Origin of the sequence: Pseudomonas sp. NFACC45 (assembly GCF_900113505.1) — a bacterium.
Taxonomy (GTDB): Bacteria; Pseudomonadota; Gammaproteobacteria; order Pseudomonadales; family Pseudomonadaceae; genus Aquipseudomonas; species Aquipseudomonas tehranensis.
In genome coordinates, this window is sequence record NZ_FOPO01000003.1 from 431,856 (window position 1) to 444,873 (window position 13,018).

Below are 13,018 nucleotides of genomic sequence, written 5' to 3' on the forward strand. Positions count from 1 at the left end.
ACAAAAAGCCCCGCGATTGCGGGGCTTTTTGTTTGGGATTGTCCCGGCAGGCACCAAAAACCTGTGGCGAGGGGATTTATCCCCGCTGGGTTGCGCAGCAACCCCCTGCGTCTTGTATGACAGATTGGTGTGGCTCATGAAAGCGTGGGGCTGCTTCACAGCCCAGCGGGGATAAATCCCCTCGCCACAGGAAGCCCGGCAGCTATACGGATTGGTTACAACCGAAACTGCGCAAAATCCAGGTTGGTGCCACCCGGCCGCATGTCTTGCAGGTACGAATCCTTGTCGGCACTCAGCTCCAGGCTCAGGGCCGCCTTGCGCTTGCCCTGGTTGCGCACTTCCAGGCCTTCGAGTTTCTCGCGCAGGAACACCGTCGGCACTTTCAGGTGCAGCAATTCATCGGTGGCCGGTGTGTGCAGTAGCAGGTGAATCCATTCGTACTGACCGATGGCCAAGCGTGCCACCGGGATATCGAACCAGAAAATGTTGCGGTTACGGTTCAATTCGCTGAAATGGCAGTTATTGACGCCCAGTACGGCGCCGCCCAGTTCCTGGTTCCTGCGGGCAATGGCCTGCTTTTTATCAAGTTTCATAACGTTCCTACGGGATTGGAGCCTCAGGCCGCAGCCTGAATACGTGGGGCATTCTCGGGGGTGGATCGGCAAACATAAAGCGCAACCTGCATTCGACGATGAAATGTGCCGTTGAAAAAATGAAACTCCCCGCAAATGGCCTCGGTCAACCCCTATGTAATGACTTTTCCCACAGCTGTTCACAGGAGAGACATCATGGGTAGCACGAGCGATAAAGTGAAGGGCGTTGCCAACGAAGCGGTCGGTAACATCAAGCAGGGCGTCGGCAAGGCCACCGACAATGACCGCATGCGCGCCGAGGGCGTGGTCCAGGAGAAAAAAGGCGAGGCCCAGCAATCTGTGGGCAAGGCCAAGGACGCCGTCAAGAAAGGCGTCGACGAGGCATAACCGGCCTGTTGAAAAGCGCTTGGAACGGCCATCTGCGGATGGCCGTTTTCATGTCGGCTCGAACTTGCAGCGTGGAAATCGTTCCAAAAGTCGCCAAACAGGTTACTTTTGTCTTGGATAACAATCCCATGAGTCGCCAAGCGACCTACCTTTATGCGGCGAAAGGAGACGCACATGATGTTCCCGGCCTTGAAAGGCTTGCCCTTGCATCGTGTGATGATGCGCACCGTGACCGAGTTCGTCGACGACGAGATGTCGACCTACGCCTCGGCGTTGGCTTACCAGATGCTGTTTTCGCTGTTCCCCTTCATTCTGTTCCTGATCGCCCTGATCGGTTTCCTGCACTTGCCGGACTTCTTCTCCTGGCTGCGCCTGCAATCGGAACTGGTGTTGCCACCCCAGGCCCTGGAGCAGGTCAACCCGGTGATCGACCAGCTTCAGCAATCCAAGGGCGGCTTGTTGTCGGTGGGTATCGTCATTGCGTTGTGGACGGCCTCCGCCGGTGTCCGGTTGATGATGAGCGCGATGAACGCCGCCTATGATGTGGTGGAGGGTCGTCCAGTCTGGAAGCGCTTTCCGCTGTCGATTTTCTACACCATTGGCATCGCCGGCATGCTGCTGGCTGCTGCGGCGCTGATGGTGCTCGGGCCGCAGGTGATGGGCTGGATCGCGGCCCAGGTCGGGCTGGAGGATTTCATCGTTACGCTCTGGACCGTCGTACGCTGGCCGGTGATCGTGTTTTTGCTGATGGTGGCCGTGGCGTTGATCTATTACGTGATGCCCGACGTCAAACAGGAGTTTCGCTTTATCACGCCAGGGTCGGTGCTGGCGGTGGTGGTGTGGATCATCGCGTCCCTGGGTTTTGCGTTTTACGTCAAGACCTTTGCCAACTACAACGCCATGTACGGCAGTATCGGCGCGATCATTGTGCTATTGCTGTACTTCTATATTTCTTCGGCGGTGCTGTTGCTCGGTGCTGAGATGAACGCGGTGATCGAGCACATGTCTGCCGAGGGCAAGGACCGTGGCGAAAAGAGCCCGGGCGAACACGAAAAGCAGCATGTGTCGGGCCTGGGCCGTGACCATTCCATTCCTCACCCCCACACTGACGAAACCTGACCATGATTCGTGAAATCCTGAAAATGGGCGATGAACGCCTGCTGCGTATTGCCCCGCCGGTGCCGCCGGAAATGTTCGACAGCCCCGCGTTGTGGCAGTTGATCGACGACATGTTCCAGACCATGGAAAGCGTGGGTGGCGTCGGCCTGGCGGCGCCGCAGATCGGTATCGACCTGCAACTGGTGATCTTTGGCTTCGAGCACAGCGAGCGTTACCCGGATGCCGAGGCGGTGCCCCAGACGATCCTGATCAACCCGCTGATTACGCCATTGGGCCCACTGATGGAAGAGGGGTTCGAGGGCTGCTTGTCGGTGCCGGGCCTGCGCGGCGCGGTTGATCGCTATCAGCACATTCGTTACGAAGGCTTTGATCCCAAAGGTGAGCCGATTGTGCGGGTGGCCTCGGGCTTTCATGCGCGGGTGGTCCAGCATGAGTGCGACCACCTGATCGGGCGGCTGTACCCCTCGCGCATCACCGATTTCAGTAAGTTCGGCTTTACCGAGGTCATGTTTCCGGACCTGGACCCTGCGGCGGACGACTAGCCTACGCAAACCCTCTGTGGGAGCGAGCCTGCTCGCGATAGCGGTGAGTCAGCTATGAAGCTGTTGACTGACACGGCGCTATCGCGAGCAGGCTCGCTCCCACATTGGATTGTGATGCGCTTCAGGAGAGTGTTTTAGGCTCCATCCCCATCGCAATCATCGGCTTGCTGCGCGCATAGCGACTCAGGCGCTCGGCCATCGCATAAGGCAGCACGGGGTCGAAGCTGAACCCCTGCTGCTCATAGAAACCGCGCAAATCCGGGTGACAGAACAACCAGACCGGTCCTTCCACGCCTTTCACCGCTTTGTCGATCAAGCGCGCCGCGATCCCCTGCATGCGATACGCCGGCTCGACAAACAACCCCGTCAGCCAATGTCCCCCCGACACCGGTCGCAAACACAGGGCCGCGATGATTTCATCCCGCCGCGCCACCCACAACTGCGCTTCACGCACGGCTTTCATTGAGGATTGGTGGGCGCGATAGAACTTGTTCATCAGCGGCCACAAGGGTTCATCGAGCAGCGTGTAGTGGATCTGGGACATGGCAACGTCAGGGGCGGTGAAGGGGAGGGTGATTATAAAAGAACATGTCTGCGGCGATAGGTGTATACCTGACTTCACATCCCGTATGAGTGGAGTAGGTATCATGGCCAAAGGCATGGATTCAAAAAAAGCGGCAAAGAAAAAACCGGCGAAAACCGCCGATGAAAAACGCGCTGACAAAAAGACCAAGAAGGTGAATCTGTTCGGTCATTGAATCGGCACACATCGCGTAAAAAGCCGGGTCTTTAACCCGGCTTTTTACCGCCCACTGCATCACCGTCGTGGAACAGGCTCAGGTGCTTTCGCGAACCTTGAGCTCAAACCCCATGTCCACCACCGGTTGGGCGATGCGGTTGCCGGCCATCAACGTGAGCATCTGTTCGGCGGCGCGACGGCCGATGGCTTCCCGTGGCGTACTGATGCTGCTCAGGCGCGGCACCATGTAGGCCGAGGCGGGCAGGTCATTGAAGCCCAGGACCGCAACCTGTTCGGGGATCTTGATGCCACAGCGCAGGGCTTCCAACAGCGCGCCGTGGGCCAGGTCGTCGTTGCCGAAGAAGATTGCATCGACGTCCGGATGGCTGGCAAGCAGCTGCAAAAACAACTCGCCACCCAGTCCGACCGAGGATGGCCGTGGCGTCAGCAGTTCCAGATCCGGGTCGTACAGGCCGGCTTTCTGTAGAGCACGGCGAAAACCTTCGCCGCGCAGCAACGTGCGCTGGTCCAGTTGCGCGCCGACATAGGCCAGACGCTTGCGCCCCCGGGCGATCAGGTGTTCGGCTGCCGTCTCACCGGCCTTGAGCTGAGAAAAGCCGACGCAGTTAAGGCCCGCACCGGGGTCCAGCTCCATCATGTACACGCAGGGAATGTTGCTGGCCTCGATCATGCGCCGGGCGCTTTCGGTACGGTCGAATCCGGTCAGCAACAGACCGCGTGGCTGGTAGGCCATGTAGTTGCGCAGCAGGTCTTCTTCTTCGTCGCGGGAATAGTGATAGTTGCCGATCACCACTTCGAAGCCTTTGGGCCTGAGCACACGATGAATGGCTTCCAGGGTGTCGATGAACAACAGGTTGGACAACGACGGCACCAGCACCACCACCGAATGGCTCTGGGCCGAAGCCAGGGCGCGGGCGGCGGGGTTGACCACGTAGTTCAGGTCGCGGGCCGCCTGGCGGACTTTTTCCACCAGGCTTTCGGCAACGGTGCTGACGCCGCGCAGGGCACGGGAAGCGGTGATAGGACTGACACCGGCCAGGCGTGCGACTTCGTTGAGCGTGGGGCGGCCGGTGGTGCGGGTATTCTTATCGTTTTTAGTGACGGTCATCAGGGCGGCTTGCCAAACAAAAATCAAGGCACTAAGGTAGCGCTGTCTCGACGCGGCTGCAAATGCGTGAGCGGGGTTTGCCTGAGCCCTGACCGTTAGCGTTGTGAACGAACATGCTGCAACCACAAAAATGACAAGAAGGCGTCGGCAACTTCTGCTTTTGCTCTGGTGTCACAACTTGCAAAGGTAGCGCTGTCTGCGCGCTGAGGTGTTACATGAATAATCCCATCACCGCCCTGGTCATCATGGGCGTTGCCGGTTGCGGCAAGACTTGCGTCAGCCAGGCCCTGTGCCAGTTGAGCGGCGCCACCGCCATTGAAGGCGACACTTTCCACCCTGCGGCCAACATCCAGAAGATGAGCGCCGGTATCCCCTTGAACGACGACGACCGTGCCGGCTGGCTTGATAGCCTGTGCGACGAGTTGCGCCGTGTCGATGCGATGGGCGAGCGTCCGGTGCTGACCTGTTCGGCCCTCAAGCACAGTTATCGCGAACGTCTGCGCAGCGCCTTGCCGGGCCTGGGCTTCGTGTTTCTTGAGTTGACCCCTGAAGTGGCCGCCGACCGCGTGTCCCATCGTCCGGGGCACTTCATGCCGTCGACTCTGATCGACAGCCAGTTTGCCACCCTTCAATCCCCTGTTGGCGAGCCCCTGACCCTGGCTCTGGACGCGTCCAGCCACAGCGTCGATGAACTGGCTCATCAGGCTTACGTCTGGTGGGTGGATCACGGTTTAAAGCTGGCCAGTTGAGTTGCAAAAATTTTGCGCCAGAAAGATAGCGCTGTCCCGACGGCTTATAAATAACCGCTTCAATAACAACAACAAATCAGGAGACACCTCCCATGTTCGGCATGTCCCACGAGACGTTTCTGCTGCTTGATGCAGTGGTTACGGTGATCGGACTTATCGTCCTCATCACCAAGTTCAAACTCCACCCGTTTATTGCACTGACCATCGCGGCCGCTTTTCTGGGCCTGACCTCGGGCATGCCGATCGGCACCATCATCAAGGCGTTCCAGGACGGCTTCGGTGGCGTGCTGGGCTTTGTCGGCATCATTCTGGCGTTGGGCACAATGCTCGGCAAAATGATGGCCGAATCGGGCGGGGCCGATCAGATCGCCCAAACCCTGATCCGTGCCTTCGGTAAGGATAAAGTTCAGTGGGCCATGATGTTCGCCGCCTTCCTGGTGGGCATTCCGCTGTTCTTCGAAATCGGTTTCGTGCTGCTGATCCCGCTGGTGTTCATCGTGGCGCGTCGCACCGGTGTCTCGATCATCAAGATTGGTATCCCGCTGCTGGCCGGTCTTTCCGCGGTCCACGGCCTGGTGCCACCGCACCCGGGCCCGCTGCTGGCGATTGGCGTATTTGGTGCCGACATCGGTAAAACCATTCTCTATGGCCTGATCGTGGCGTTGCCAACGGCCATTATTGCCGGGCCGATTTTCGGTACATTCATTGCCAAGCACATCCCCGGCCATCCGAATCAGGAGCTGGTGGATCAACTGGCCCGTGAGACCGATTCTGCCGATCTGCCGAGCTTCAACATCACGCTGATCACCGTGCTGTCGCCGGTGTTCCTGATGCTGCTCAAGACTTTTGCCGATGTGGTGCTGCCTGAAGGCAATTTCTTCCGCACGTTCATGGACCTGATCGGGCATCCGATTTCTGCACTGCTGTTGGCGTTGCTGCTATCGCTGTACACCTTCGGCTACAAGCAGGGCATCGGTTCCAGCCAGATACTCAAGTGGCTGGACGCGAGTCTGGCACCGACTGCGGCGATCATTCTGATCATCGGTGCAGGCGGCGGCTTCAAGCAGATGCTGGTCACCAGCGGTGTGGGTGATGTGATCGGTCACATGGCGGTGAGTGCGCAGATTTCACCGATCCTGTTGGCCTGGCTGGTGGCGGCGGTGATTCGCATCGCCACAGGCTCGGCGACCGTGGCAACCATCACGGGTGCCGGGATCGTGGTACCAGTGGTCGGGATGATTCCGGGTGTGAACCGTGAGCTGCTGGTCCTGGCGACCGGTGCCGGTTCGCTGATCCTGTCTCACGTTAACGATGCCGGTTTCTGGCTGGTCAAGCAGTACTTCAACATGACCGTGGCCGAAACCTTCAAGACCTGGACGGCGATGGAAACCATCCTGTCCGTGGTAGCGCTGATCTTCATCTTGTTGCTGTCGCTGGTGATCTAAGAACACCTGGACTGTCTGTGGCGAGGGAGCTTGCTCCCGCTGGGCCTTGTAGGAGCTGTCGAGTGCAACGAGGCTGCGATCTTTCCCTAGACGCTTGAATCCCAAGCGAAAGATCAAAAGATCGCAGGCTTCGCCAGCTCCTACAGAGTCGAGCGCGAGCAAGCCCGCTCCCACACTGGGTTTTGTGTCAGGCGTTAGGTTTGCTTACCAACCCATCCGCCCGGAACATCCCGCGAATGCCGCGCACGGCCTGGCGAATCCGGTCCTGGTTTTCGATCAGTGCAAAGCGCACGTGATCATCGCCATATTCCCCGAACCCCACCCCCGGCGAGACGCAGACCTTGGCTTCGGCCAACAGTTTCTTGGCAAACTCCAGCGAACCCAGGTGAGCATAAGCCTCGGGGATCTTGGCCCAGACGTACATCGACGCCTTGGGGTTCTCCACCATCCAGCCCAGTTCATGCAGGCCCTTGACCAGCACATTGCGGCGCTGGCGGTACTGTTCGGCGATATCACGCACGCACTGCTGATCGCCTTCAAGCGCGGCGATGGCCGCCACCTGCAGCGGTGTGAAGGTGCCGTAGTCGTGATAGCTCTTGATCCGCGCCAGGGCGTTGACCAGCTCCGCATTGCCCACCATGAAGCCGATACGCCAGCCAGCCATGTTGTAGCTCTTGGACAGGGTGAAGAATTCCACGGCAATGTCTTTCGCACCGGGCACCTGCATGATCGACGGGGCTTTCCAGCCGTCGTAGACGATGTCGGCGTAGGCCAGGTCGTGGATCACCAGCACGTCGTACTGTTTGGCCAGGGCGATGACCCGCTCGAAGAAGTCCAGCTCCACGCATTGCGCGGTCGGGTTGGACGGAAAGCCCAGGATCATCATTTTCGGCTTGGGAATCGAGCCGCGAATGGCGCGCTCCAGCTCATCGAAAAAATCCACGCCCGGCACCAGGGGCACCGAACGCACCTGGGCGCCGGCGATCACCGCGCCGTAGATGTGGATCGGATAACTGGGATTGGGCACCAGCACGGTGTCGCCCTGGTCCAGGGTCGCCAGCATCAGATGCGCCAGGCCTTCCTTGGAACCGATGGTGACGATGGCTTCGGTTTCCGGGTCGATGTCCACCTCGTAGCGGTCCTTGTACCAGCGCGAAATGGCGCGGCGCAGGCGCGGTATGCCTTTGGAGGTGGAATAACCGTGGGTGTCTTCACGCTGAGCGACGGTGACCAGCTTTTCCACGATGTGTGCAGGTGTGGCGCCGTCGGGGTTACCCATGCTCAAGTCAATGATGTCTTCGCCGCGCCGACGCGCAGCCATCTTCAGCTCGGCAGTGATATTGAATACATACGGGGGGAGTCGATCGATGCGCGCAAAGCGGCGCGGCGAACCTGGGTTGGCCATTGTTGCCTCGAGATACGTGAGCGCCCGGAACCGTCCGAGCGACGTTGGCCACTGCGGTGGCCTGCGGCGCAAGATAAAGGGGCAGATGGCCAATTGTCCAGTAGCGGCGCGCAACTATTTTCGACGACACTGTCGATCCGGTCGTGGAGCTTTGAGTCACGCCTGCAGGCTGCACGACTCGCCTTCTTCAAAAAAACGAATGGACTGAATGATGGAATTTTCCAGCGGTTTCCTGCTGAGCCTTTCTTTGTGCCTGGACATTGGCGTGGCCAATATCGCCATGATTACCTTGGCCATGCAGCGTGGCTATTTCCAGGGTTTTGCCCTGGGCTTGGGCACATGTGTGGGGGACTTGGTCTACGCGGTCCTGGCCTTGGCCGGCATGACGGTGCTGCTGCAATACGAAACGGTGCGCTGGGTGCTGTGGATCGGCGGCTCGGTGGTGTTGCTGTATTTCGCCGCGAAGATGATTCATTCGGCGATCTATCACGCTGCGGTGTTGGCCGAGGCTGGTGAGGTGCGGGGTAATTCTTCCGGGCAGGAGTTTTTTCGCGGGATTTTCCTGGCGATGTCCTCGCCCAGTGCCATTCTCTGGTTCGCGGCGGTGGGCGGCACATTGATTGCTCGTTCGGGCGGCGGAACGATCCTCAGTTCGGCGCTGTTCCTGAGTGGGTTTCTCTGTGCCGGACTGCTCTGGTGTGCCGGCCTGTGCCTGGCGGCAACCCAGGGTGGCAAGCTGTTGGGCGATAAACTGTTGCGCTATTGCTATTGGGCATCGGCAGCCATCTTCTGCTATTTCGCGGTGTACGTGATTGTTTCTGGCTACAACGAGTTTATCGGCAAGCTCGCGCCGGCCGTTGTGCCTGGACTCTGACAAGCGAAACGGACCTGGCAATCTCCATTTGGCTTCTATACTGCAAAACCCGACCTCACGTTTCTGGAGTGTTGATGCATGGAAAAGCACGAATCCGATAACATCGCCGAACCACGCTTCGAACACGGACGCTTTCAGCTCATCGCCGGTTTTGGTGGCCGTTTTACTCAGGACTCCGCCCAGGATATCCCGCTGCTCTGGGAAAAGTTTTTGCCCTGGCTCGGTAAAGTGCCAGGGCAGAAAGATGAGGTCACCTATGGCGTGTGTTGCAACCCGGACGGGGAGGGAGGGTTTGAATACATTGCCGGAGTGGAAGTCAGCCGGCTCGATGACCTGCCCGAACAGTTGCGCTGGATCGAAATTCAGCCTGGGCACTACGCCGTATTCGAACACAAAGGACCGTTGAAAGACCTGCCGCAGACGTTCCACTACATCTGGAAAGAGTGGCTGCCGCGATCCGGCCACACTGCTGCCGACGCACCGGAGTTCGAACGCTACAGCGAAGACTTCAATCCCAGGACCGGTGAGGGCACTCTAGAGATCTGGATTCCTCTCAAACCGAGCTGATTGCCATCCTCTGGGCAATGCGAAACCTGTGGGAGCGAGCCTGCTCGCGATAGCGGTAAAACCGTCAGCGACGATGCTGATGTGAGGGTCTATCGCGAGCAAGTTCGCACAGTTGGGTCAAAACACCAGCCCCATCCGCCGCTCGTAACCGATGCGGCCCTTGTACGCCTCGCCACTGTCGACCCAGCCCAACCGCGTGTACAGGCCGATGGCCAAGACATTATCGGCGTCGACCGAGAGCTCCAGCCCTCTGATTTGCGGCCATGCCGCCCGAGCCACGGCAGGAAGCGCTTGCAGGCAGGCCTTACCGTAACCTTTGCCCTGGGCCCGATAATCGACTTGCAGGGCGTGCAGGGTGGCGCTGTGTTCGTTGGCCCAGGCTGGCAGCACTGGCGGGCGCTTGAGTAACAGGAACGCTACTGGCACCTCGCCTGCCAGCAACGCAAACCCTTTGACGCCGGGGCCGGGCCTGGACAACAGCGTGTGCAGTGCGCCGTGGATATCGCCGGCGAACTTGATCTGTTCGGGGTGGATTTCGATGGCTTCGATCTGCGTGCGCTGCAGCTCGGTGAGGTCTTCGTAGGGGACGAGCTGAGCGGTCACAGAAGCATCCGTTGTTTGCCGACAGAATGGGCCTGGGATTCTAGCGAATTTTCTTCTTTGAATTATTTTTGTTTGGGTTGTCGATTCGCAGTTTCTCTAAACGACAAAGGGTGTCTTCAACAAAAAACCTGCGGAGAATTACCATGAATAGCCAAACCACCGAAACCGAAATCAAGGCCCTGATCGAGACTTATCGCCAGGCCGTCATGGAAAAGAATGTTGAAAAAGTCATGGCGCTCTATGACGACAACATCGTTTCGTTCGATGCCATCCAGGCCCTGCAATTCAAGGGCAAAGTCGCTTACCGGGCCCATTGGCAGGCGTGCATGGAGATGTGCCCCGGACCGCACAAGTTCGACTTCCATCAAGTCGAGATTACCTCGGCCGACGCTATCGCCTTCGCTCACTGGCTGGCCTATTGCGGCGGTACCAACGACAAAGGTGAAGAGCAGGCGTGCTGGATGCGCACCACGGCTTGCTATCAGCGTGTGGCGGGGCAATGGAAGATCGTCCATGAGCATTGGTCCGCGCCGTTTGATCCGATGGCCGGCACAGCCCTGTTCGACCTGCAGCCCTGATCGTCGGGTTTTTCGCCGAGTGTCTTTCAGCGGTCCATAGTTGATCAGTTCGATCACGGAGCTTTCCATGAAGTATTTATGCCTGGTCTATAGCAACGAGCATGCGCTGCACAACTCACCCGACAGCCCGCAGGACGCTGAATGCATGGCCTATGCCGAGTCGATCCAGGGCAGCGGTCGGATGATTGCCGCCGAGGCCCTGGAGTCGGTGCAAACCGCTACCACGGTGCGCATGCGCGGCGGCAAGTTGTCGATTACGGACGGTCCGTTTGCCGAAACCAAGGAGCAACTGGCGGGCTTCTACCTGATCGACGCCAAAGACCTGAACGAAGCCCTCCAGGTCGCCGGCAACATTCCGGCGGCCCGGGTCGGCTGCGTCGAGGTCCGACCGGTACGTCAACTGAATCCCTGAACAACAATCACAAACAGGATTTCATTCATGAACCTCAAACCTGCCTCGTTCGAGTTGTCCATCAGCCGGGTGATCGACGCCCCGCGCCGGAAGATCTTCCGCGCCTGGACCGAGCCGGCCCTGCTTGTCCAATGGTGGGGGCCCCACGGCATGACGACGCCGGAGTGCGAAATGGACCTGTGGGTCGGTGGTCAGTTTCGCACCCTGATGCGTGCCCCGGACGGCAGTGAGTATCCGACCATGGGCGTGTTTCTGGAGATCATCGCCCCGCAGCGGTTGGTGTTCACCGATGCGTTTGTGCCCGGCTGGATCCCCTCCGGCAAAGCCTTCATGACCGGCGAAGTGTTGCTTGAGGAGGTGGGCGATAAAACCCGTTACACCGCCCGCGCCCTGCACTGGAACGAAGAAGACCGCCAGGCCCACGAAGCCATGGGCTTTCATGACGGCTGGGGCCAGAGCCTTGACCGGCTCGAGGCGCTGGTGACCCAGGGCATGCCCGACTGATGTCGGCCGAAGAAGTCAGCGCACGGGTCGAGCAGGTTTATCGGCAAGACTCGCGGCGCATCCTGGCGACGCTGATTCGCCTACTGGGGGATTTCGACCTTGCTGAAGAGGCCTTGCACGAGGCCTTCTTCATCGCGGTCGAGCGCTGGCAGCGTGACGGTGTGCCGGATAACCCTCGGGCCTGGCTGGTGTCGGCCGGGCGCTTCAAGGCCATCGACAGTTTGCGCAGGCGCGCTCGCTTCGCGGCGTCCCGGCCGATGCTGATTGCCCAGCTCGAAGAACTGGAGCAGAGCGACTGGAGTGATGAGGACGTGGAAGACGATCGCCTGCGGCTGATCTTCACCTGTTGCCACCCGGCCCTGGCGGCTGATGCCCAGGTGCCACTGACGTTGCGGGAAGTGTGCGACCTGACCACCGAAGAGATTGCCCGGGCTTTTCTCGCCGCCCCGGCGGCTATCGCCCAGCGCATCGTGCGGGCCAAGGCAAAAATTCGCGATGCGAAGATCCCCTATCAGGTGCCGTCCCGCTCGGAACTGCCCGAGCGGCTGGACAGCGTGTTGCGAGTGATCTATCTGGTATTCAACGAAGGCTATTCGGCCTCGATGGGGGCCGAGGTCACGCGTGAAGATTTGACCCGCGAAGCCATCCGCCTGGCCCGCCTGTTGATGGAGCTGTTGCCTGAAGCCGAAGTCATGGGGCTGTTGGCGTTGATGCTGCTGCACGAGTCGCGGCGGCGAGCACGAACCTCTCCCAGCGGTGAACTGATCCTGCTGGATGAGCAGGACCGCTCTTTGTGGGACGTCGACATGATCGCCGAAGGCTGCGCCTTGGTGGAAGCCGCGCTCAATACCCGACGATTCGGGCCTTATTGCCTGCAAGCCGCGATTGCGGCAGTGCATGCCGAAGCCCCCACGGCGCAGGAGACCGACTGGCCGCAGATCGTCGGCCTCTATGATGTGCTGTTGCGTGCAGTGCCTTCGCCGGTGATCGAACTCAACCGCGCCGCGGCCCTGGCCAAGCGTGATGGACCGCAAGTGGGCTTGCAGCGGATCGACGCGATTCTGGACCGGGGCGAGTTGCTCGATTATCACCTGGCCCACTCGGCGCGGGCAGAACTCTGCCGGCAGTTGGGACGCGTGGAGGAGGCGAGGGCGGCGTATCGACGCGCGCTTGAATTGACGCAGCAATTGCCGGAGAGGCGGTTTATCGAGGGGCGGCTTGCGGAGTTGTAGTGATGACCACAAACGATGAAATTTTCTGTGGGAGTTGCGGTGTGCATCGTATTTATGAACACCCGAAACCACTGTGGTAGCGGGCTTGCTCGCGAAAGCGCCGGCACAGTCAACATCGCTGTTGCTTGACCCACCGCCTT

The 13,018-nt window shown here is 59.5% G+C and carries 16 protein-coding genes; 11 read left to right on the forward strand and 5 right to left on the reverse strand.

Annotated features, from left to right (window positions below):
* Positions 1 to 215: 215 nt before the first annotated feature.
* Positions 216 to 593, reverse strand: coding sequence for a hypothetical protein (locus BM132_RS07640; protein ID WP_025212261.1), 378 nt, complete (start codon positions 591 to 593; stop codon positions 216 to 218).
* A gap of 195 nt (positions 594 to 788) precedes the next feature.
* Between BM132_RS07640 and BM132_RS07645 the strand changes: the two genes are divergently transcribed.
* The 3 genes from BM132_RS07645 to def all read left to right on the forward strand — a co-directional run bounded on the left by BM132_RS07645 (position 789) and on the right by def (position 2,641).
* Positions 789 to 980 (forward strand): CsbD family protein, encoded by a 192-nt coding sequence (locus tag BM132_RS07645; RefSeq protein WP_092397097.1) that lies wholly within the window; start codon positions 789 to 791, stop codon positions 978 to 980.
* A 174-nt stretch (positions 981 to 1,154) separates the two neighbouring features.
* Complete coding sequence (locus tag BM132_RS07650; RefSeq protein WP_092397099.1) at positions 1,155 to 2,099, forward strand: YihY/virulence factor BrkB family protein; 945 nt, start codon at positions 1,155 to 1,157, stop codon at positions 2,097 to 2,099.
* 2 nt (positions 2,100 to 2,101) lie between these two features.
* Positions 2,102 to 2,641, forward strand: a complete 540-nt coding sequence (gene def / locus BM132_RS07655; protein ID WP_092397101.1) for a peptide deformylase — start codon at positions 2,102 to 2,104, stop codon at positions 2,639 to 2,641.
* 121 nt (positions 2,642 to 2,762) lie between these two features.
* Here def and BM132_RS07660 read toward each other — a convergent pair whose 3' ends face one another.
* Complete coding sequence (locus BM132_RS07660; RefSeq protein ID WP_092454357.1) at positions 2,763 to 3,185, reverse strand: GNAT family N-acetyltransferase; 423 nt, start codon at positions 3,183 to 3,185, stop codon at positions 2,763 to 2,765.
* Between the two features lie 292 nt (positions 3,186 to 3,477).
* Positions 3,478 to 4,509 carry an HTH-type transcriptional regulator GntR gene (locus BM132_RS07665; protein WP_092454359.1) on the reverse strand — a complete coding sequence of 344 codons (1,032 nt, stop codon included), beginning with the start codon at positions 4,507 to 4,509 and terminating at the stop codon, positions 3,478 to 3,480.
* Positions 4,510 to 4,724: 215 nt separating this feature from the next.
* Here BM132_RS07665 and BM132_RS07670 point away from each other — a divergent pair, with 215 nt between their 5' ends.
* Together BM132_RS07670 and BM132_RS07675 are read left to right on the forward strand one after the other, a co-directional pair.
* Positions 4,725 to 5,258 carry a gluconokinase gene (locus BM132_RS07670; RefSeq protein ID WP_076386036.1) on the forward strand — a complete coding sequence of 178 codons (534 nt, stop codon included), beginning with the start codon at positions 4,725 to 4,727 and terminating at the stop codon, positions 5,256 to 5,258.
* Positions 5,259 to 5,350: 92 nt separating this feature from the next.
* The gene (locus BM132_RS07675; RefSeq protein WP_047228337.1) at positions 5,351 to 6,703 is read left to right on the forward strand and encodes a GntP family permease; all 1,353 of its coding nucleotides are present in this window, start codon (positions 5,351 to 5,353) and stop codon (positions 6,701 to 6,703) included.
* Between the two features lie 187 nt (positions 6,704 to 6,890).
* Here BM132_RS07675 and alaC read toward each other — a convergent pair whose 3' ends face one another.
* A complete protein-coding gene (alaC, locus tag BM132_RS07680) occupies positions 6,891 to 8,108 on the reverse strand; it encodes an alanine transaminase (RefSeq protein WP_092397108.1) in 1,218 nt (405 codons plus the stop codon).
* A gap of 211 nt (positions 8,109 to 8,319) precedes the next feature.
* On the opposite strand from alaC, the gene BM132_RS07685 reads away from it, so the two are divergent.
* The gene (locus tag BM132_RS07685) at positions 8,320 to 8,982 is read left to right on the forward strand and encodes a LysE family translocator (protein ID WP_092454361.1); all 663 of its coding nucleotides are present in this window, start codon (positions 8,320 to 8,322) and stop codon (positions 8,980 to 8,982) included.
* A gap of 78 nt (positions 8,983 to 9,060) precedes the next feature.
* A complete protein-coding gene (locus BM132_RS07690) occupies positions 9,061 to 9,549 on the forward strand; it encodes a GyrI-like domain-containing protein (RefSeq protein ID WP_092454363.1) in 489 nt (162 codons plus the stop codon).
* Between the two features lie 117 nt (positions 9,550 to 9,666).
* On the opposite strand, the gene BM132_RS07695 is transcribed toward BM132_RS07690, so the two are convergent.
* A complete protein-coding gene (locus tag BM132_RS07695; protein ID WP_092454365.1) occupies positions 9,667 to 10,152 on the reverse strand; it encodes a GNAT family N-acetyltransferase in 486 nt (161 codons plus the stop codon).
* A gap of 143 nt (positions 10,153 to 10,295) precedes the next feature.
* Here BM132_RS07695 and BM132_RS07700 point away from each other — a divergent pair, with 143 nt between their 5' ends.
* From BM132_RS07700 to BM132_RS07715, 4 genes are all read left to right on the forward strand, one after another.
* Positions 10,296 to 10,730 carry a YybH family protein gene (locus BM132_RS07700; protein WP_092397116.1) on the forward strand — a complete coding sequence of 145 codons (435 nt, stop codon included), beginning with the start codon at positions 10,296 to 10,298 and terminating at the stop codon, positions 10,728 to 10,730.
* A 67-nt stretch (positions 10,731 to 10,797) separates the two neighbouring features.
* Positions 10,798 to 11,142, forward strand: a complete 345-nt coding sequence (locus BM132_RS07705) for a YciI family protein (RefSeq protein WP_092397118.1) — start codon at positions 10,798 to 10,800, stop codon at positions 11,140 to 11,142.
* A gap of 27 nt (positions 11,143 to 11,169) precedes the next feature.
* Entirely contained in the window at positions 11,170 to 11,646 is a 477-nt protein-coding gene (locus tag BM132_RS07710; protein WP_092397120.1) for an SRPBCC family protein, read from the forward strand.
* Positions 11,646 to 12,878, forward strand: coding sequence for an RNA polymerase sigma factor (locus BM132_RS07715; RefSeq protein WP_092454367.1), 1,233 nt, complete (start codon positions 11,646 to 11,648; stop codon positions 12,876 to 12,878). The genes BM132_RS07710 and BM132_RS07715 overlap by 1 nt, the downstream gene beginning before the upstream one ends.
* The last annotated feature ends 140 nt before the right edge of the window (positions 12,879 to 13,018 follow it).